The sequence below is a fragment of the Cupriavidus sp. 05N39 genome, from assembly GCF_056397325.1.
Genome location: NZ_JBFTNE010000054.1, coordinates 16,894 through 35,005, shown reverse-complemented (window position 1 = coordinate 35,005; position 18,112 = coordinate 16,894). Strand labels below are relative to the sequence as shown.

At 66.2% G+C, this 18,112-nt stretch carries 20 protein-coding genes; 9 read left to right on the top strand and 11 right to left on the bottom strand.

What is annotated here, in order from left to right; all coding sequences use genetic code 11:
* Positions 1 to 82: 82 nt before the first annotated feature.
* Together AC1DN0_RS24210 and AC1DN0_RS24205 are read left to right on the top strand one after the other, a co-directional pair.
* Positions 83 to 1,066 carry a Bug family tripartite tricarboxylate transporter substrate binding protein gene (locus AC1DN0_RS24210; RefSeq protein WP_441629256.1) on the top strand — a complete coding sequence of 328 codons (984 nt, stop codon included), beginning with the start codon at positions 83 to 85 and terminating at the stop codon, positions 1,064 to 1,066.
* 178 nt (positions 1,067 to 1,244) lie between these two features.
* Positions 1,245 to 1,484, top strand: coding sequence for a DUF2789 domain-containing protein (locus AC1DN0_RS24205; RefSeq protein WP_441629254.1), 240 nt, complete (start codon positions 1,245 to 1,247; stop codon positions 1,482 to 1,484).
* Positions 1,485 to 1,559: 75 nt separating this feature from the next.
* On the opposite strand, the gene AC1DN0_RS24200 is transcribed toward AC1DN0_RS24205, so the two are convergent.
* The 3 genes from AC1DN0_RS24200 to ku all read right to left on the bottom strand — a co-directional run bounded on the left by AC1DN0_RS24200 (position 1,560) and on the right by ku (position 3,694).
* A complete protein-coding gene (locus AC1DN0_RS24200) occupies positions 1,560 to 1,871 on the bottom strand; it encodes a hypothetical protein (RefSeq protein ID WP_441629252.1) in 312 nt (103 codons plus the stop codon).
* 115 nt (positions 1,872 to 1,986) lie between these two features.
* Positions 1,987 to 2,793 (bottom strand): MerR family transcriptional regulator, encoded by an 807-nt coding sequence (locus AC1DN0_RS24195; protein ID WP_441629250.1) that lies wholly within the window; start codon positions 2,791 to 2,793, stop codon positions 1,987 to 1,989.
* Between the two features lie 7 nt (positions 2,794 to 2,800).
* Positions 2,801 to 3,694 carry a non-homologous end joining protein Ku gene (gene ku / locus AC1DN0_RS24190; RefSeq protein ID WP_441629248.1) on the bottom strand — a complete coding sequence of 298 codons (894 nt, stop codon included), beginning with the start codon at positions 3,692 to 3,694 and terminating at the stop codon, positions 2,801 to 2,803.
* 372 nt (positions 3,695 to 4,066) lie between these two features.
* On the opposite strand from ku, the gene tolA reads away from it, so the two are divergent.
* Positions 4,067 to 4,780, top strand: a complete 714-nt coding sequence (gene tolA / locus AC1DN0_RS24185; RefSeq protein WP_441629246.1) for a cell envelope integrity protein TolA — start codon at positions 4,067 to 4,069, stop codon at positions 4,778 to 4,780.
* A gap of 118 nt (positions 4,781 to 4,898) precedes the next feature.
* Here tolA and AC1DN0_RS24180 read toward each other — a convergent pair whose 3' ends face one another.
* The 6 genes from AC1DN0_RS24180 to AC1DN0_RS24155 all read right to left on the bottom strand — a co-directional run bounded on the left by AC1DN0_RS24180 (position 4,899) and on the right by AC1DN0_RS24155 (position 10,990).
* Positions 4,899 to 5,711 (bottom strand): MetQ/NlpA family ABC transporter substrate-binding protein, encoded by an 813-nt coding sequence (locus tag AC1DN0_RS24180; protein ID WP_477146064.1) that lies wholly within the window; start codon positions 5,709 to 5,711, stop codon positions 4,899 to 4,901.
* A 132-nt stretch (positions 5,712 to 5,843) separates the two neighbouring features.
* On the bottom strand, positions 5,844 to 7,298 hold the full coding sequence (locus tag AC1DN0_RS24175; protein WP_441629242.1) for an efflux transporter outer membrane subunit: 1,455 nt from the start codon (positions 7,296 to 7,298) through the stop codon (positions 5,844 to 5,846).
* A complete protein-coding gene (locus tag AC1DN0_RS24170; RefSeq protein WP_441629240.1) occupies positions 7,295 to 8,221 on the bottom strand; it encodes an efflux RND transporter periplasmic adaptor subunit in 927 nt (308 codons plus the stop codon). The genes AC1DN0_RS24175 and AC1DN0_RS24170 overlap by 4 nt, the downstream gene beginning before the upstream one ends.
* Positions 8,218 to 8,427 (bottom strand): DUF1656 domain-containing protein, encoded by a 210-nt coding sequence (locus AC1DN0_RS24165; RefSeq protein ID WP_035869418.1) that lies wholly within the window; start codon positions 8,425 to 8,427, stop codon positions 8,218 to 8,220. The genes AC1DN0_RS24170 and AC1DN0_RS24165 overlap by 4 nt, the downstream gene beginning before the upstream one ends.
* A 33-nt stretch (positions 8,428 to 8,460) precedes the next feature.
* Positions 8,461 to 10,524, bottom strand: a complete 2,064-nt coding sequence (locus AC1DN0_RS24160) for an FUSC family protein (RefSeq protein WP_477146063.1) — start codon at positions 10,522 to 10,524, stop codon at positions 8,461 to 8,463.
* 4 nt (positions 10,525 to 10,528) lie between these two features.
* Positions 10,529 to 10,990 carry a MarR family winged helix-turn-helix transcriptional regulator gene (locus AC1DN0_RS24155; protein ID WP_441629236.1) on the bottom strand — a complete coding sequence of 154 codons (462 nt, stop codon included), beginning with the start codon at positions 10,988 to 10,990 and terminating at the stop codon, positions 10,529 to 10,531.
* Between the two features lie 458 nt (positions 10,991 to 11,448).
* Here AC1DN0_RS24155 and AC1DN0_RS24150 point away from each other — a divergent pair, with 458 nt between their 5' ends.
* The 6 genes from AC1DN0_RS24150 to AC1DN0_RS24125 all read left to right on the top strand — a co-directional run bounded on the left by AC1DN0_RS24150 (position 11,449) and on the right by AC1DN0_RS24125 (position 16,546).
* Complete coding sequence (locus tag AC1DN0_RS24150; RefSeq protein ID WP_441629234.1) at positions 11,449 to 12,246, top strand: crotonase/enoyl-CoA hydratase family protein; 798 nt, start codon at positions 11,449 to 11,451, stop codon at positions 12,244 to 12,246.
* A 46-nt stretch (positions 12,247 to 12,292) separates the two neighbouring features.
* Positions 12,293 to 13,471, top strand: a complete 1,179-nt coding sequence (locus AC1DN0_RS24145) for a thiolase family protein (protein WP_441629232.1) — start codon at positions 12,293 to 12,295, stop codon at positions 13,469 to 13,471.
* Positions 13,472 to 13,513: 42 nt separating this feature from the next.
* A complete protein-coding gene (locus tag AC1DN0_RS24140) occupies positions 13,514 to 14,278 on the top strand; it encodes an SDR family NAD(P)-dependent oxidoreductase (RefSeq protein ID WP_441629230.1) in 765 nt (254 codons plus the stop codon).
* Between the two features lie 110 nt (positions 14,279 to 14,388).
* Positions 14,389 to 15,303, top strand: a complete 915-nt coding sequence (locus AC1DN0_RS24135) for a LysR family transcriptional regulator (protein ID WP_441629228.1) — start codon at positions 14,389 to 14,391, stop codon at positions 15,301 to 15,303.
* Between the two features lie 272 nt (positions 15,304 to 15,575).
* Positions 15,576 to 15,977, top strand: coding sequence for a T6SS effector amidase Tae4 family protein (locus tag AC1DN0_RS24130; protein WP_441629226.1), 402 nt, complete (start codon positions 15,576 to 15,578; stop codon positions 15,975 to 15,977).
* On the top strand, positions 15,974 to 16,546 hold the full coding sequence (locus AC1DN0_RS24125) for a hypothetical protein (RefSeq protein WP_441629224.1): 573 nt from the start codon (positions 15,974 to 15,976) through the stop codon (positions 16,544 to 16,546). The genes AC1DN0_RS24130 and AC1DN0_RS24125 overlap by 4 nt, the downstream gene beginning before the upstream one ends.
* 139 nt (positions 16,547 to 16,685) lie before the next feature.
* On the opposite strand, the gene madM is transcribed toward AC1DN0_RS24125, so the two are convergent.
* Both madM and madL read right to left on the bottom strand, forming a co-directional pair.
* The gene (madM, locus tag AC1DN0_RS24120; protein WP_441629222.1) at positions 16,686 to 17,474 is read right to left on the bottom strand and encodes a malonate transporter subunit MadM; all 789 of its coding nucleotides are present in this window, start codon (positions 17,472 to 17,474) and stop codon (positions 16,686 to 16,688) included.
* 9 nt (positions 17,475 to 17,483) lie between these two features.
* The gene (gene madL, locus AC1DN0_RS24115) at positions 17,484 to 17,894 is read right to left on the bottom strand and encodes a malonate transporter subunit MadL (protein WP_441629220.1); all 411 of its coding nucleotides are present in this window, start codon (positions 17,892 to 17,894) and stop codon (positions 17,484 to 17,486) included.
* Between the last annotated feature and the right edge of the window lie 218 nt (positions 17,895 to 18,112).

Below are 18,112 nucleotides of genomic sequence, written 5' to 3'. Positions count from 1 at the left end.
GTGGCAGGCGGCCCGGCAGATAAGAAAGAATGCAAAAAAGCGGAAGACAACGCCGCAAGCAAAATTCAAAACAGGAGACAAGATGATCACCATCCGCAAATTGATGGCAGTTGGCCTCGGCCTGGCTGCCCTGCCCTGGACCGCGGCAACGGCTGGCGCGGAACCCGCCTTCCCGAGCAAGCCCGTGCGCTGGATCGTGCCCTACCCCGCCGGAGGCGGTTCGGACTTCCTGGCGCGCTCCATCGGGCAGCCGCTCTCGACCCGCCTGGGCCAGCCGGTCGTGGTGGACAACAAACCCGGCGGCAACACCGCCATCGCCGCGGCGGAAACCGCTCGCGCGCCGGCGGATGGCTACACAGTGCTGTCGGCGGACAACGGCACGCTGGTGTTCAACCCCGCGCTGTACAAGTCCCTTTCCTACAATCCGTTAAAAGACCTGGCGCCGGTTACGCTGCTTGGCCGCTTCCCGATGATCCTGGTGGTGGGTCCGGGGATACGTGCCAGCAACGTGCAAGAATTCATTGCCGCGGCGAAAGCCAAGCCGGGCGGCATCGACTATGCTTCCGCGGGTGCAGGCAGCCCGCATCATCTGGCGATGGAACTGCTCAAGGTGGAAGCTGGCCTGACCATGGTCCACGCGCCGTATCGCGGCGCGGCGCCTGCGCTGGCCGACGTTGCCGGCGGGCAGGTCCCGGCCATGATGGTGGATCTTGCCTCGGGCGCCGGTTTCATCAAGGGCGGCAAGGTCAAGGCACTGGCCGTGGCCAATCCCACCCGCCTGCCGCAGTTGCCCGATGTGCCGACCTTCGCCGAGGCAGGTTACAAGAACGTGGAGGCCGCCGCGCTCGTCGGAATGGTGGCGCCGTCGGCCACGCCTCCCGAGGTGATCGCCATCCTGAACAAGCAGGTCGTGGCTGCCATCAGGGAGCCGGCAGTCAACAAGCGGCTGGTGGAGTTCGGGGTGGAACCCGTGGGCAGTACGCCGGCGCAGTTTGCCGATCTGCTGCGCAGCGAGACCGCTCGCTGGCACAAGCTCATCCGGGATCTGAAGATCAAGCTGGATTAAGGCGGAGACGAGCGGTGCCGCCGCCCGCTACCGGCGGCACCGTGCCATTGCCCGTTGCCCGCCTGTAGCCTGTACCGTTCGATGTTGCGCACAAAAGCTGCGTTGTCGCATAGCATGGTGGCAATGCACTCGCCGAGCTGCACGAACATCGATCTCTTGAGCAGAAGGGGCAACCATCATGGACCAGGGCTTTCATCACTTTTCCGAACTGTTCGCGCAACTGGGATTGCCGGCCAGCGAAGCGGAGATCCGGACCTTCATCGCCACGCATTCCCCGCTCGCCGACGACGTGCCGCTCGCGGACGCACCGTTCTGGACGCCCGCCCAGGCGGCGCTGCTGCAGGACGAAATCCTTGAGGACGCCGATTGGGCGGAAGTGGTGGACCAGCTGAATGTGGCCCTGCGATGCTCGAAATGACAACATCCCGGCACGCGGGGTGAATCTACCCTGAAGAATGCGTACGGCCCGTGGCAGTGCGGCGCTCGCGGCCTCTCAATGCGCAGGCATGCACCTGAGCACGGAGGCGAAGTGATCCATCGAGATCTCAACCTCGTCCTCCAGCCTGACTCCGCCGAATTCCGCAAGCCGCTGGCCGGCTCGCTCGATGCTGAAGACCACAGCCTTCCAGGTGCCGTCGGGCACCGAGAGCGTCAGGCGCGTATTAAATTCCACCTGGGGATCGATCCGGCTTCGCACTGTCACAAGGTCGCCCGCCTGCGGGCGGATGGCGCCAACCGCAACCACGTCGCCGACAACAGGTTGCCCTGCCGGGTATGCTGCGCTCGCCATGTCTTCGTGATTCATGGTCCCAAACCCTCCTTTGCGTTAATCCTACAAAATGGCCGCCGCTTTTTCAAAGCGGGGAACCGTGCGGAAGCACCCGATGGCACGCGCCGCCAGCGCCACGCGCGGCGGGCATTCACTGCGGCTGCAGCTTCCGGTATGCGTTGAAATGCCGGATCGCACGCATATCGTCCCCCAAGGTTTCATACAGCCGCGCTGCATTGAAGTGGGCATCCGCGAACTCCGGGGCGAGTTCGATGCAATGCCCATAGCTGGCCAGCGCCTCTGCCTGCAGCCCGTCGTCTTCCAGCGCGACGGCCAGGTTGAAGTGCATCAGCGGTTCGTCCGGCAGATGCGCAAGCCCGCAGCGGTAGAGCGCGATCGCCTCTCCGAAGTGGCCGGCGGCGCAGAGCATGCACCCCAGGTTGAGATAGGGTTCGAGATAGCTCCCATCGGCTGAGAGCGCACGGCGGTATGCCTGCTCCGCTTCGCCAGGCGCCTCGGCTTCCAGCTTGCAACCGGTCTGGAACCAGATGCTCGCTTCGGCGGACGGGGCTTGGTGCAGGGAATGGACGGCGGCTGCGCCGGCCTCCTCTGGCTCGAAATCCATCAGCAGCTGGCCCGATTCCGCCTGCCACTGCCTGACGGTGTCGCGGGTCGCCACCTCATTGCCGATCGCGCGAATCCGCACGCCGGTCAGCGGCGCTTCCTGCCCTCTGGACGCCTTCAGTTTCGAAAGCGCGCGCGAGATGCGGCGGCTCGGGATCTGCGCCTCGCGCAATGAGTTCGCGGTGCGCAGCATCACCATGTCCTGGAAGGTGAAGAGGTATTCGCGGCGCGCGCCGCGGCTTGGCGTGACCACGCCATCCGCGATCAGCCTGGCGGCAACCGAGCGCGGGATGCCGAGCATGGCCTGGACCTCGCGCAACGTATATAGCGTCATCTGCCGGTCACTTCTTGCCTGCCGCTCGGCGCGCGGGTGCCGGCGCGGGCGCGGTGGCGCGGCGCGCGGTCTTGCGTGCCTTCGGCGCATCCGGCGCCGCGGCCGTTTTCCCGGCTGCGCGTTTGCGCTGCTGCACACTGGCGCGCAACGCTTCCATCAGGTCGATGACTTCCGCGCCCTGCGTGGCTTCGCGCTGTTCCGTCACGGTGATCTTCTTGCCGGCGATTTTCTTGTCGATTGCCGCGAGGACCCGCGCCTTTTCTTCGTCGGCGTAGGCGGCGGGATCGTAGCTGCCCACCGAATTCTGCTCGATCAGTTGCTGCGCCAGCGCCAGTTCCGCGGGCTGTACGTCCGCCTTCTCCACATGCAGGTCGGCCATGGGGCGCACTTCGTCGGCATAGAGCAACTGCTGCAGGATCAGGCCATCGTCGCCTGGCCGCACCTGGACCATGTACTGCTTGCCTTTCCACACCCATCGGGCCAGCGCGCAGGTGCCGGTCCGGCGCATCGCTTCGGTCAGCAAGGCATACGGCTTCGCTCCGCGCTTGTCCGGGCCGAGGTAATAGGCATTGTCGAAGTAAATCGGATCGATCGCGCCGGCCGGCACGAACGACACGATGTCGATCGTATGGCGGCCCTCCGCCTCCAGCGCATCCAGTTCTTCCGGCTCAAAGACCACATAGTGATCCTTCTCGAACTCGTACCCCTTCACCATCTCGGAGCGCTCCACCACCACATCTTCGCGCAGGCAGATGTACTGCTGTTTCAGGCGCGATCCGCACCCTTTGTGCAGCAGGTTGAAGCTCACCCCGGATTGGCTTTCCGTCGCGGTGTACACCTTGACCGGAATCGAGACCAGCCCGAAGCTGAGGGAAAGCGAAGCGAGGGAACGAGCAGCCATGGCGAATCACCCTGCGAGGACGGGAGCGGGATCTTTCGCATATAGCTTAGACCGTGCCCGGCAAAGGGTTGAATGCATGGACGCCCGCGGAGGCAGAGTCGCCACTTTTTGGGCCTGTAGGCGATTTTTTGACGTGCAAGCTCGGCGGACCGGACGTGTAAATTCTGCGATGGACGGAGTCCGGCATGGCGCGGCGGCAGCCCCACGGAATCTCGCTTGCCTAGGCAGCCAATGCCGACCTAAGCTCCATACAGAGGATCCTAAGCGCGGGTTGGAGCACAAACCATCGCGAAGTGTCCTTTCATATCGATGTCAGAGTGATGCCAGAGCTATGCCGCGTGGAACACCTGCGGCCTCTGGCCAGCCCGCGCCATGGAGCCCATCGCCTATCCGTATCAACTGGTACAGGAGCGGGGAACGCTGAAATGTTTCCTGCTGGCTCTGTTCATGCATCTGCTGCTGGGCATCTTGCTCTACTACGGCGTGCACTGGCAAAGCCGCACGCCGGCAGGCGTGGAAGCCGAATTGTGGGACAGTGTTCCCGACATTGCGCAGCCCCAGCCGGTGGTCCAGCCGAACCCCGAATCCGTGGTCAAGCCGGAGGAAAACGCCGATATCGCGCTGCAGGCGCAGAAGCGCCGCCAGGCCGCGGCGGCGGCGGCGGAAGCCAGACAGGCCGAGCAGCGCGAGCGTCAGGCGGCGCTCAAGCAACAGCGCCAGAGCGAACTGGCACGCCTGCAAGCCATGGCCAACAGCGCCCCCACCACCGGTGGCGTGGGCAACCGTGCGGGCACCGGCGCCGGCGCGGGCGGCGCTGCGTCGCCCGGCTACGCGGACCGCGTGCGGCGCCGCGTCAAGCCGAACATCATCTTCACCGAAGAGGTGGCCGGCAACCCGGCCGCGGTGGTGACGGTGCAACTGGCGCCGGACGGCTCGTTGCTGTCGGCCCGCCTGACCAAGTCCAGCGGCAATGCCGGCTGGGACAACGCGGTGCTGCGCGCGGTGGAGCGATCCGATCCGCTGCCGCGCGACGAGAACGGCCTGGCGCCCGCCAAGGTCATCATCACCTTCATGCCGAGGGAATAGGCAGGCAGCCAGACCGCAAGGCCCAACGAAAAACCCCCTCCGGATCGCAGGATCCGGAGGGGGTTTTGTCCTGGCAAGCCAGCGCGGGACCAATGAAGCCCCCGCATCGCCCGCGCACTCAGAACGAAGGCACCATCGCGCCCTTGAACTCGTTCTTCATGAACTGCTTCACCTCTTCCGACTGGTAGGCAGCCACCAGCTTCTTCACCCACGGCTTGTCCTTGTCCTGGGTGCGCACCGCGATGATGTTCGCGTACGGGCTGTGGATGTCTTCCAGCGCGATGGCGTTGCGGGTCGGCTGCAGGCCGGCGGCCAGCGCGTAGTTGGTGTTGATCACGGCCGCCGCCACATCGGGCAACGCGCGCGCCAGTTGCGCCGCGTCGAGTTCGACGATCTTCAGCTTCTTCGGATTGTCGCTGACGTCCAGCGGCGTCGCGTTGACGCCATTGGTGCCCACCCCGCTCTTGAGCTTGATCACGCCTTGCGCGGCCAGCAGCAGCAGCGCGCGGTTCTCGTTGGAGGGATCGTTGGGAACGGCCACCCTGGCGCCTTGCGGCAGGTCCTTGGGCGACTTCAGCTTTTGCGAGTAGATGCCCAGCGGCGAGATGTACGTGTAGCCCACGCTGACCATCTTGTAGCCGCGCTGCTTGACCTGGCTGTCGAGATAGGGCTGGTGCTGGAAGCTGTTGGCGTCGAGGTCGCCGGCGTCGAGCGCGGCGTTGGGCTGCACGTAGTCGTTGAACTCCACGACCTTGATACTCAGGCCTYCGCGCTTGGCGACTTTCTGGACCACTTGCCAGACCTGCGCGTCCGGACCGCTGACCGTGCCGACGCGCAAGGTCTGTTCCTGCGCCGGCGCGGCGCCCGAGGCCACGATGCCAAGCGTGGCGATCGCGATGGACAGGGTTTTCTGGATCGAGGGATAAAACATGGTGCTGCTATTCCTTTGTGCTCTTTGTACGCTTTGTACTGGTTCGGCTGATCCGGCGGGTTCGGCCCGTTTGCCCAATTCGGTCAAGCAAGATGCCGGGCATGAGAGTGTAAACGGACGCACGCCGCGCGCTCAATCCCCGCCCATCGCCTGCGTCTTCACTTTCGGCGCATCCTGCCAGCCGCCGCCGAGCGCGAGGAACAGGTTGATCTGATCCAGCGCGACCTGGCTTTCCGACGCGGCCAGCGAGGCTTCGGTGCTGGCCAGCGTACGGTCCGCATCGAGGCTGGACAGGTACGGCGAACGTCCGGCCTGGTAGAGCTGGCGGTTTTGCCGCGCCACCTCGTTGGCCTTGTCGCGGGCATCGCGCAGGGCCGCGGTGCGCTCCAGTTCACGCGTATAGCTGCTCAGCGCGGACTGCGTTTCGCGCAGTGCCTTGAGCACCACGCCGTCGAAGCGCGCGAGCGCCGCCTCGGCGCCGGCTTCGGTGCCATGGATGCGCGCGCGGGTGCCGCTGGTCGGAATGTTCCAGGTGATCAGCGGGCCGAAGCCCCAGTGCGCCGTCGGCGCCTGGCCAAGATGGTCCAGGATGCCGGTAAAGCCGGCGGAAGCGCCGATACGGATGGACGGATAGAGATCCGCCGTGGCGACGCCGATCTTTGCCGTGGCCGATGCGAGTTCGCGCTCGGCCTGGCGCACGTCGGGCCGGCGCTTGAGCAGCGCTGCGCCGTCGCCCACGGGCAAGGCCTGGCTCAGCCTGGGTTCTTCATGGCAGGCATATTCCGTCAGCGACGCGGCGGTGGGCGGCTTGCCCAGCATCACCGCCAGGCGGTACGCCGCGCCTTCCTGCTCGGCCTTGAAGCGTGGCAATGCAGCGCGCAGCGTGTCGGCCTGGGCCTGGGAGCGCAACAGGTCGACCGGCTGGCCGCGCCCCGCCTCTACCATCTTGCGCGCCAGTTCGACGCCGCGGCGCTGCAACTCGAGCTGGCGCTCGGCGACTTCCAGTTCATGCGTGGCGGCGCAGCCCTGCACATAGGCCCGCACCGTCTCCGCGGCCACGCCCACGCGCGCCTGGTCGAGCGCGGCCTGGCTGGCCTGCGCGCCGGCCAGCGCCGCTTCGTCCGCGCGTGCGAGCTTGCCGAAGAAGTCGATCAGGTAGGAGACGTTAAGGCCGACGTCGCCAAAGTTCATCACCGGAATCTTCTCTTCCTTGAGCAGCGGCTCTCCGGCGATCTGCCCGCGCTGCGCACCGGCCAGGAAACGGGCCTCGGGCAGGTTCTCCGCCTCCACCTCGTGATAGACCGCGATGGCGCGCTTGAGATTGGCGGCGGCGACGCGCAGATCCGTATTGGCGGTCAGCGCTTCCTGCACCAGCTTGTCGAGCCTGGGGTCGTCGTACAGGCGCCACCAGCCGTCGGGCACGGCGCCGATCGACACGGCCGGGTTGTCCGTGCCGAGCAAGGGGCCATTGGCGGCGGGCGCGTTCACGGTCGCATTTTCCGGCACGTGGTAATCGGGGCCGACGGTGGTGCAGGCGAACAGCAGCGGCACCAGGGCCGGCAGCAAGGCTAGGCGCAAGGCGTTCACTGCACGGCTCCGTGGGTTGCGGCAGCCTGGCCCGAGGCCGCGAGCTTGTCCTTGCCGGCCGGCTCGCGCACCGATACGGTGGCCGTGCGGCCCGCCACCAGCCGCAGATCGGCGGGCGGATTGTCCAGCACGATGCGCACCGGGATGCGTTGCGCGAGGCGGACCCAGTTGAAGGTCGGGTTCACGTTCGGCAGCAGGTTGGACCCGTTGCTGCGGTCCCGGTCCTCGATGCCGGCGGCAATGCTTTGCACATGGCCATGCAGCACGCCGGATTCGCCCATGATGCGGATCTCCACCGGATTGCCGATATGGATGCCATGCAGCTTGGTTTCCTCGAAATAGCCTTCCACGTGGAAGGAATTCGCGTCGACCATCGACAGCACCGGGCGGCCCGTGTTGACGTAGTCGCCAAGGCGCGGCAGCCGGTCGTTCAGGTAGCCATCCACCGGGCTGAGCACGATGGTGCGCTCCAGGTTGAGCCTGGCGATATTGACCGCCGCCTGCGCCTGCGCCAGCGCGGCTTCGCCTTGCTGGACCTTGGCCAGACCTTCTTCCACCACTTCCTTGGAAACCACCTCGGACAGCGCCTGGCTGCGCCGCGCCTCGCGGCGGGCCTGGGCCAGCGTGGCGCTTTGCGCGGCCACCGTGGCCTGCGCCTGCTGCAGCGCCAGYGCGAAGCGGTCGCGGTCGATCTCGAACAGCGGCTGGCCGCGCTGCACGCGCTGGTTGTCCTTGACCAGGACCTTGGTCACCAGGCCGGACACGTCAGGCGCGATCTGCACCACGTCGGCGCGGATATGGCCGTCGCGCGTCCATGGCGCGACCGTGTAGTAATCCCACAGGTGTTTGACGACGACGACCGCGACCGCGGTGACGACAAGGGTGAGGACGATGGGTCCAAGCGTACGAAGATTGAGTTTCATGACTGCAGCCGATAGGCCAGGTAGACGGTGCCACCCAGGACGATCCCGTATAAAGCCAGATTGAACAGCGACCGGTGCCAGACCAGCCGGTAAAAGCCCACACGCGCCAGCACGGCGCGCGTGCAGGCGGTGATCAGGAAAGCCACCAGCATCCACGCCAGCAGGCTCGGGACAAACACACCATAGACGTCGACTTCACCGCTCATTGCCATTGCTCGCTGTATTGATCGATTCCATGCTCATTTCTCCATTCCGGCCGGGCTTGCGGCCTGAGCCACAGCCGGGCTCATCGCCAGGGGCGCTGCCGAAAACAAGGCGACGTGCATTTCCACCAGCGCGGCAAACGCCTCGCGCGAGGCCTGGTCGGCACGCGTGGCCACCTTGCGGATCGCCTTGCCCATCCGCTCGCGCAGCACCTGCGGCGGGGCTTCGGCCCTGGCATCCAGGCGTGCCTGGTAGTAGCTGGCCACGCCCTGCAGCACGCGCCGCACGGCACGCTGGTGTTCCGGCGCCAGCGCGGGCAGCTCGCGCTGCAGCGCCAGCGTGCTGAGTTCGACGCGCACTTCGGTGAAGCCGTCGCTGGTGGTTTCATCCTCGCTGGCGGCCAGCCGCGGCACGATCTGCGCCAGCCGGTCCAGCATGCGGGCGCGCAGGTTGGCGTGCTCGCCGGGTTCGCGGCCGGTGGCATTGCGGGCAATGTCGCCCCAGCTCGCGCGCACCAGCCGGCGCACCGCCGCCCTGGTGCCGAAGGGGCGGGCCACCAGGGTCCACACCAGCGCGAACAGGATGCCCGCGATACCCGCCACGTTGCCGTTGAAGAAGGCATTGAAGTCGGCGTTGTATGCGCCCTGCAGGCCAATATCGTTGGCGGTGACCACCGCCAGCGGCATGGCGATCAGCGCAAGCCGCGGCTGCGCCATCATCAGGCCGATGAGCAGGTAAGGCGCCGCGAACATCAGCACCAGCATCTCGAAGTCGTGCGCGTTGGGCAGGACCACGAACAGGTAGACCGTTGCCAAGACCAGGCAGACCACGTTCCAGCGGAAGAAGGAGCGGATCATCGGCGCCGGCTCGTCCATCGCGGCAAAGAAGCAGCAGGACACCGCGCCCAGCGCGACGGCGCCGGCGCCGTCCGCCCAGCCCGTCCAGATCCAGACCAGGCCCATGCAGAAAATGGCCAGGGCGGTCGTGGCGGTGGAGAACAGCAGCATGCCGTGATCGTAGTGCCGCGCCGCGCCCACGCCCCAGCGCTGGAACACCGGCGTCCAGTCGCCCTGCGGGGCGGCCTCGCCGATGCGGCGCTGCAGCGAGACGCAGTCCTGCCACAGCTCCATCAGTTCGAGCAAACGGCCTTCGGCGGTGGCGGCCAGCGCGGCGTGCCAGTCCGGGCCGGCGCTGCCGGCATCGAGACCCGCGTCATCGGCGGGCGCGGCAGGAGACAACTGCAACGCGGGCAGCGGCGCTTGCGCGCCCTCCCCGATCCACGCCGAGACCTGCGCCATGTTCTGCGACAGCCGGCGGGGCACGCCCGCCGCGTGCTGGTGGAGCGCCTCCACCACGGAGGCCAGCGACGACAGCACGGGCAGCAGCATGGTCATGCGGCCGCGCAACTCCTGCGCGTGCTTCACGCGCGCGGCGCTTTCGGCGTCGTAAGAAAGCTGGCTGATCAACTGGTCGAGCGCGAGGATGTCGGCGGCCAGCCGGTGCCGGCTGTGATGGCGCGAGACCTTGGCGGCCGGCTGCGCGGATAGCATATCGGTGGCCCACAACGCGGCATCGGCCAGCCATTGCGCGGATCTCTGGCCGAGCACCGTGGCCACCTTGGCCGGGAAGATGGTCGAGCCGACGATGCTCGCGCACAGGATGCCCAGGCAGATTTCCTCGGCGCGCGCCACCGCGAGATCGAACACGCCGCCGGGATCGCCCACGGCAGGCAACGCCACCATGGGCAGCGTATAGGCCGCCAGCATGAACACATAGCTGCGCGGCGTACGGTGCAGCAGGGCGATATAGAGCAGGACCCCGATCCACAACGCAACCGCGGCCATCAGCAAGACCGGCGCATTGACCAGCGGCGGCACCATGGCAACCGCCGCGGCCGCGCCCAGCAGCGTGCCGARCACGCGGTACAGCGCTTTGGAGCGGGTCGCGCCGGTGAGCGGATGCGCCACGATATACACGGAAGCCATCGCCCAGTAGGGGCGCGGCAGACCGAGGTACAGCGCGATGAACAGCGCCAGCATGGCCGCTGCAAAGGCTTTAAAGGAAAAGATCCAGTCTCTTCCGGTTGGCCAGCTCAACATGTTCTCAGGACCCGGAAGCGGTATTGGGCGCGGACTCGGCGGCGCGTGCGAGTGCGTCGAGAACGCGCATGGCGCCCTCGAAATCCTGCTCGCTGATGTCGGCGAAGACCGTGGCGCGCACTTGCTTGAGTTCGATCTCGATTCTTTCGGCCAGCGCCTCGCCGGCGTCGGTCAGCCAGAGCGTATTGGCCCGCCGGTCGTTCGCATCGACCTCCCGGCGCACCAGGCCGGCGGCGCAGAGCTGGTCGAGCAAGCGCACCAGCGATGCGCCTTCGAGCCCCACATAGTCGGCCAGCCTGACCTGGCGCACACCGCCGCCAAGGCGGCGGATAAACAACAAGGGCCCGGCGGCCGCGGCGGAAATGCCGTAGGCGGTGACGGCGCCCTGGGAGATCTGGCGCCATTGGCGGCCGGCCAGCATGAGCTGGCCGGTAAAGGCGAAACGGAGGGCGTCGATAGGAGGCATGGACTAAATGATAGCAGCCATATAGTTAGGATGCAAATGATCACCATGCGAAGCAATATCGTATTGCGTCGTGCGAATAATGCAGCACACGGACCGCAGGACGGCAGTGCAAGCTCGCCGCCGCCGATATCCATGGGATATCACTGCCGCTGAAATGAATATTGGACACCTAGCGGCACGGTCCCTTAGCCTTTTGGGATAAACCCGGCCCCGGAGCCGGGGTACAAGAGGAGACCCGATGCACCCTGTCCGCCGCCTGCCGCTGGCCGCCATGGCCGCCAGCGCACTCGTGCCCGGCACCGGCGCCGCGCGCCGACTAGCCCGAACGGCCCACCAGGATGATGGTGTCGTCCCCGCCCGGCAACAGCACCGATCGTGCCAGCATTCCCAAGCCATGACATTCGTCACCAGAGCAAGGCCAAGCAGACACGCCTGACACGCCAACTAGGAGACTCCGCATGACCAGCTTCCTGCGCTATGAACAACAGGGCCACATCGCGACCCTGACCATGAACGAGCCCGAGCGGCGCAACCCGCTCACCGGCAATACCGCGGTGGCCGACTTCCTGGATGCCATCGACCGCATCCACCGCGACACCAGCGTGCGCGCGGTGATCATCACCGGCGCCGGCTCCGCGTTCTCGTCGGGCGGCAATATCCGCGACATGGAGCGCCAGGCCTCAGGCCAGGTGCCGGGCATGGAGATTCGCCAGGACTATCGCCTGGGCATCCAGCGGCTGCCGCTGGCGCTGTTCAACCTGGAGGTGCCGGTGATTGCCGCCGTCAATGGCGCGGCCATGGGCGCGGGCCTCGATCTGGCGTGCATGTGCGATATGCGCATTGCCTCGGAGCAGGCGCAGTTTGCCGAGAGCTTCGTCAAACTGGGGATCATTCCGGGCGATGGCGGCGCGTGGCTGCTGCCGCGCGTGATCGGGCTGTCGCGAGCGGCGGAGCTGACCTTTACCGGGCAGGTCATCGATGCGCGCCAGGCGCTGGAGTGGAATCTCGTTTCGCGCGTCGTGCCGGCGGAGCAGTTGCTGCCCACGGCCAATGAACTGGCGGAGCGCATCGCCGCCAATCCGCCGCATGCGGTACGGCTGGCCAAGCGCCTGCTGCGCGAAGCGCTGCACACACGGCTGGATACGCTGCTGGAATTGTCGGCCGGCTTCCAGGCGCTGTCGCACCAGACCGCGGACCACCGGGAAGCGGTCTCCGCCTTCCTGGACAAGCGCCAGCCGGCGTTCACCGGCAGTTGATCCGGCACCACACCAACTTCCATCCCCGCACATCCGGAGCACCGCCATGCAGCAAGCCGTCATCGTAGACGCCATCCGATCCCCCATGGGCCGGTCCAAGCCCGGCTCGGCCTTTACCGGGTTGCACCCCACGGAATTGCTGGCGCAGGTGCTGGCCGGGCTGGTGGAGCGCAACAAGCTGGACCCAGGGCTGGTGGAAGACGTCATCACCGGCTGCGTCAGCCAGGTGGGCGAGCAGTCCGCCACGCCGGGCCGCGTCGCGTGGCTGGCGGCCGGCTTTCCCGAGCATGTGCCTTCCACCACCATCGACCGCAAGTGCGGCTCCAGCCAGCAGGCCGTGCATTTTGCCGCGCAAGGCATCATGGCGGGCGCCTACGATATCGTGATCGCCTGCGGCATCGAATCGATGAGCCGCGTGCCGATGGGCTCCGGCCGCATCGGGCAGAACCCCTACGGGCCGTCCTTCGAGGCGCGCTACGCGCCCGGGCTGGTGTCGCAGGGCGTGGCGGCGGAGCTGGTCGCGGCGCAGTGGGAACTGTCGCGCGGCGACCTCGACAACTACGCCGCGCAATCACACCAGCGCGCGCACCAGGCGCAAGAAGCTGGCGCTTTCCGCCGCGAGATCCTGCCGATCCGCACCGCCGCCGGCCTGGTCCAGCACGATGAAACCATCCGCCCCGCCACCACGGCCGAGCGCCTTGCCACGCTGGCGCCGTCGTTTCGCGACGAGGCGCTGGGCCAGCGCTTCCCGCAGATCGGCTGGAACGTAACCGCGGGCAATGCCTCGCAGATCAGCGACGGCGCCTGTGCCATCCTGCTGATGAGCGAACGCGCCGCCTCGCGCCTGGGCTTGAATGCGCGGGCGCGTTTCGTGGCCTTCGATGCGTGCGGCGACAGCCCGCTGACCATGCTGACCGCCCCGATCCCGTCAAGCAAGCGCGCACTGGAAAAGAGCGGCTTTGGCCTCGATGCGATTTCCCACTACGAGATCAACGAAGCCTTTGCCTGCGTGCCGCTGGCCTGGCAGCGCGCGCTCGGCGCCGATCCCGCGCGCCTGAACCCGCGTGGCGGCGCGATCGCGCTTGGCCATCCGCTGGGCGCCTCGGGCGCGCGCCTGATGACCACCATGCTGCACGCGCTGGAAGACAGCGGCGAGCGCTACGGCCTGCAGTCGATGTGCGAGGCCGGCGGCATGGCCAACGCCACCATCATCGAACGGCTCTGAGCCGGTACCTGTGCATCCATACCAAGAACGAGGAGAGTCCAGATGAAACTTGCCAACATGTCCGCCGTCGTCACCGGGGGCGCCTCGGGGCTGGGCCTCGCCTGCGCCCGCCGCCTCACCGAGCGCGGCGTGGCCGTGGTGATCGCCGACCTGTCCGAAGAGAATGGCGCCGCCGCCGTGCGGGAACTCGGCGAGCTGGCCCGCTTTGTCCAGGCCGATGTCTGCGATACCGCGCAGATGACCCGCGTGTTCGACGCGGCGGACGCCCTGGGCACCATGCGCGCGCTGATCCATTGCGCCGGAGTGGGCGGCCCGGTGCGCCTGGTCGAGAAGGACGGCCAGCCCGGTTCGCTGGAAAAGTACGAATCGATCGTGCGCATCAACCTGGTCGGCACCTTCAACACGCTGCGTCTCGCGGCGGCGCGCATGGCCCGCAACGAACCGGTCGACGGCGAGCGTGGCGCCTGCGTGCTGACGGCATCGGTAGCCGCCTACGAAGGGCAGATCGGGCAGATCCCCTACGCCTCGGCCAAGGCCGGCATCGTCGGCATGACGCTGGTGGCGGCGCGCGACCTGGCCCAGCGCATGATCCGCGTCTGCACGATCGCGCCCGGCCTGTTCGATACGCCGCTGCTGGCGCGCCTGCCGGAGAACGTGCGCGCATCGCTCGGCGCCTCGGTGCCGCACCCGGCGCGGCTGGGCACGCCGGATGAGTTCGCCTCGACCGCGCTGCATATCCTGGAAAACGCCATGCTGAACGGGGAGACCATTCGCCTGGACGGCGCGATCCGCATGACGCCGCGCTGAACCAAAGCGCCGCTTGCGAAGCCCCGGTGCTGTCCACGGGGCCGCGCGGCTTCGAATCTGGTTATCATGCTCCGGTCACCGCCACCGCACGCACGAACGCCGCGCCTCCTATGCGAAACCGGATCAACGAAGAAATCACCTTCCGCAAGCTGGAAGTCCTGCTTGCCTACATGGAGACCGGCAACCTCGCCAAAGCCGCCGAGGCGCTGGACGTGAGCACCGTCAGCGTGCATCGCGCGCTGCACTCGCTGGAAGAGGGCATGCGCTGCGCCCTGTTCCGCCACGAAGGGCGCAACCTGCTGCCGACCGAAGCCGCGCATGTGCTGGCGGATGTGGCCGACGATGTGATCAAGACCATGGCCGACGGCATCCGCGCCACGCGCCAGGCCGCCGGGTACTCGGCCGATCACATGAAGATCGGCTCGCTCTATTCGCTGACCATCCGCACCGTGCCGGACGTGGTGATCGGCATCAAGGTCAGGCGGCCGGAACTGCAGGCGGAACTCGTGCTGGGCTCCAACGCGGACCTGCTCTTCAAGCTCAAGCAAGGCGCCATCGACGCGGCGCTGATGGCCATGCCAGAGCCGGATACGGAGATCGAGTCCATTCCCTTGTTCGAGGACGAGATCTACTTCGCCGCGCCAGCGGATTCGCCCTACGCGCAGCAAGCATCCATCGACCTGCGGCAATGCAGGGACGAGCCCTTCGTCACGCTCAGCGAGGGCTTCATCACCTATCAAGGCTTTATGGAGGCCTTCCGCATTGCCGACTTCACGCCCAATGTGGTGATGAAGGTCGGCGACATCTTCTCGCTGATGAACCTGGTCAGCGGCGGCGTGGGCTACGCCCTGCTGCCAGGCCGCGTGCGCGACGTGTTCCCGCACAAGGTGACGCTGATCCCGCTGTCCTCGCAATACCGGCTGCGCCAGACCATCGGGCTGAGCTTCCTGCGGCGGCGCGAGCGGGATCCGAACCTGCTGGCGCTGGCGGCGGTGTGCAGGTTGGCGATGCGGGCGCCGAGCTAGATACCGGCAACGGACTCTGCGCAAACGCCTGTGGAGTACGTTATTGGTGACGCCTCAGGCGTCCCCAAGGGCGCCGCGGGGGCGATTCCACTTGGCGTCCATCCGAACGGATTCTGCACTTGCTCTCGCACCCAGTGCGAACCCGTGACCATTTTTCGTGCAATAGCCAATCTGCACATAGCCAAACAGGCTGAGCAGTTGCGCCCAATTCCTGGCCAATCCCTTCTAGCGGACCAAACGTGGGCGTCAGGCATGTATCCGGAAATTTCCGCATGCAAATTCGCTTACTGCGCTACGCTGCCGCATCGACACCGATCTGGCACGTATTTGAATCCGCAATGGAGAAGTCATGGGAGCGAGCAAGCCAAACGGACTGGCTTCGGCTAAAGCCGTTCGCCGGCATTGGTGTACCGGAAAATATCACCGGCGCCGAATGGCAGAGGAAAATCAAGGGTCGTACTGGCATTGTCGCATTCAAGAACTATTGGAGGCGCTCAGGCCAGTCCAACGCAACTGGCGGTCATATTGACCTCTGGAATGGCTCCAGGTTGACGTCAAGCAGTGCTCAGGGTGCAGTAACCAACTTCCTGCGCTTTGTGGTCGGCGTCAATGCCACGCCCTTTTACTCTGATCTGGGCAACTCAAGCGAAATATTGTTTTGGGACATCAAGTGAAACGTGTGGCTTCCGTTGTCTTGTTAAGTGCCATCGGCGCAGTCATTGGGCTTTTGGCTTCGTTGCCGCTTGCTCGATTTGTCCCGATTTGCGGAGAAGATTGTTCAGGGCAGCGACTTGCGCAGACTGCGTCCTGGTCGCTTGGCACTGCGGCCCTTTTCCTGCTAGCTGGTATTTTCTGGTTTCGGAGCCCTGCTTCCCATTGGACCAACTGGCTCGTCCGGCTCGTCGTACTTGTGCTGCTAGTTGGCGGCGCATCGGCGGCAAGCTATGTCCACAAGCTCCAGGTCGAGAATGAATACCTGCACAGCATCCGCGAAATACAGCGCAGCAGCGATTTCCCCACGTTGGTGATCCTGAAGAAGGAAGTGTCCGTACTTGCAAGCTCCGAGGCTGACGGCTCACCAACGCTCTTCCGTGCGGCGAGGTGGGAACGGTGCGCAATTGGGCGTCAAGAGAGCCTGCCACCGAGGCGGATCGAGATTCAGTGCCGCGCTGGGACGGGATGGCTAAGTGCGGAAGACGCGAAAAATCTGATCGCCGTCGCGCCACGGGACAACCATCCGTGAACCCTCCTGATTGCGCAGCACAACGAGATCCGGAATAAGGGAGGGCGCATCGGCGCGATGGTTGCAGCGGGCAAATCAGAAATCCAGCAAACGAGCTTGCCACTGCTGCAACGAGCGCCTCTCATCCGGACGGCGTCGACTAACCCACCACCGCCTTGGTCGCCAGAAACAACAACGACGGCCCCAGCAAGCACCCCAGGCCAGTGTGGAACGTCGCCACCAGCGCACCATAAGGCACCAGCCTGCGATCCGTCGCCGCCAGCCCCGCCGATACACCGCTGACAGTACCCGCCAACCCGCCGAACACCATCGCGGCGCGCGGGTTGTTCAGGCCAAGGAAGCCTGCCGCCATGGGCGTTCCCACCATCACGATGATGGCCTTGATCAGCCCCGTGGCAATGCTCAGCGCGATCACGTCGGAGCTGGCGCCCAGCGCGGCGCCGGTCACCGGCCCCACGATATACGTCACCGCCCCGGCGCCGATGGTGGTCATGCTGACCGCGTCGCTGTAGCCGAACGCGCGCGCCACCGCGGCACCCACGATAAACGGCAGGATGGTGCCGAGCAGCAGGGAGATGGCGCCTACCAGCCCCGCCTTGCGCGCCTCCGTGACCTGCACTTCGAAGGCGGTGGCGACGATGGCGAAATCGCGCAGCATGGCGCCGCCCATCAGGCCGATACCGGAGAACAGCGAGATGTCGGCCAGGCCCTTCTCCTTGCCGGTGGCGATGCCACCGTAGTAAGCCAGCAGCAGGCCTATCACGATGGCGATGGCGGAGGCATGGACACGGCCGAAGGTCAGCCAGCGTGACAGGCGCGAGGACAACCACATGATGATGCCAACGGCAGCGAAGGCGGTGACCAGGCCGTTTTGCAACAGGATGGTATCCAGCAGGTGGGGAATGGATTGTGCGGAGGAAATCGACATGGCGGCCTCTCAGTGCGAAGCGTGGCTGGGGGTGGCTTCAGGGGACGGCAGCGGCGGCAAGGGCGCGTGGTCGCCGGTGCGGCTGAGCACGGCGATGCAGCAGGCTGACACCAGCACCGCGCCGATTGCCGCGATCAGGGCTACCGGCCCGCCGCGCAGCGCGGCCACCACGTTCTGCTGCGCAGCCATCGCTACCACCACGGGGATATACATCGCGCCCCAGAAGCCCACGCCCGCTTCGGTCTCCTTGGGCAAGAGCCCGCGCCCGTGCAGATAGAGCCGTATCGAAATCAGCAGCAGCATCGCGATGCCGACGCCGCCCACATTGGCCTTGACGCCGATGGCAATCCCCAGCAATTCGCCGAGGAACAGGCCGGCGAGATGGCAGAGCGCCAGCAAGGCGGTTCCGTAGATGATCATGGTGCTGTCTCCTGATGGCCTGTCCACATGCTTGCGCGCAGGCTGGTTCCGGGTTTGTGTTTGGCCCGCTCTATGGGCGGCGGGTCCGCCGGTGCAGGGAGCGGGCTTGTGCGCGCACATCCGTCCGGTATGGATGCAATCTAGGCGAGCCGCCGCAGCGCATCAATCAACCCGGGGAGTGAATCGTTAGCATGGGATTAACGTCGCGCCAGGAGCCT

Bases quoted from the DNA above. Each gene is read 5' to 3' on its own strand.
- AC1DN0_RS24150 (WP_441629234.1), top strand. From the start codon at position 11,449: ATGACCAGCTTCCTGCGCTATGAACAACAGGGCCACATCGCGACCCTG.
- AC1DN0_RS24145 (WP_441629232.1), top strand. From the start codon at position 12,293: ATGCAGCAAGCCGTCATCGTAGACGCCATCCGATCCCCCATGGGCCGG.
- AC1DN0_RS24165 (WP_035869418.1), bottom strand. From the start codon at position 8,427: ATGAGCGGTGAAGTCGACGTCTATGGTGTGTTTGTCCCGAGCCTGCTG.
- AC1DN0_RS24210 (WP_441629256.1), top strand. From the start codon at position 83: ATGATCACCATCCGCAAATTGATGGCAGTTGGCCTCGGCCTGGCTGCC.
- AC1DN0_RS24195 (WP_441629250.1), bottom strand. From the start codon at position 2,793: ATGACGCTATATACGTTGCGCGAGGTCCAGGCCATGCTCGGCATCCCG.
- tolA (WP_441629246.1), top strand. From the start codon at position 4,067: ATGGAGCCCATCGCCTATCCGTATCAACTGGTACAGGAGCGGGGAACG.
- ku (WP_441629248.1), bottom strand. From the start codon at position 3,694: ATGGCTGCTCGTTCCCTCGCTTCGCTTTCCCTCAGCTTCGGGCTGGTC.
- AC1DN0_RS24135 (WP_441629228.1), top strand. From the start codon at position 14,389: ATGCGAAACCGGATCAACGAAGAAATCACCTTCCGCAAGCTGGAAGTC.
- AC1DN0_RS24200 (WP_441629252.1), bottom strand. From the start codon at position 1,871: ATGAATCACGAAGACATGGCGAGCGCAGCATACCCGGCAGGGCAACCT.
- AC1DN0_RS24155 (WP_441629236.1), bottom strand. From the start codon at position 10,990: ATGCCTCCTATCGACGCCCTCCGTTTCGCCTTTACCGGCCAGCTCATG.
- madL (WP_441629220.1), bottom strand. From the start codon at position 17,894: ATGATCATCTACGGAACCGCCTTGCTGGCGCTCTGCCATCTCGCCGGC.
- AC1DN0_RS24130 (WP_441629226.1), top strand. From the start codon at position 15,576: ATGCAAATTCGCTTACTGCGCTACGCTGCCGCATCGACACCGATCTGG.
- AC1DN0_RS24205 (WP_441629254.1), top strand. From the start codon at position 1,245: ATGGACCAGGGCTTTCATCACTTTTCCGAACTGTTCGCGCAACTGGGA.
- AC1DN0_RS24140 (WP_441629230.1), top strand. From the start codon at position 13,514: ATGAAACTTGCCAACATGTCCGCCGTCGTCACCGGGGGCGCCTCGGGG.
- madM (WP_441629222.1), bottom strand. From the start codon at position 17,474: ATGTCGATTTCCTCCGCACAATCCATTCCCCACCTGCTGGATACCATC.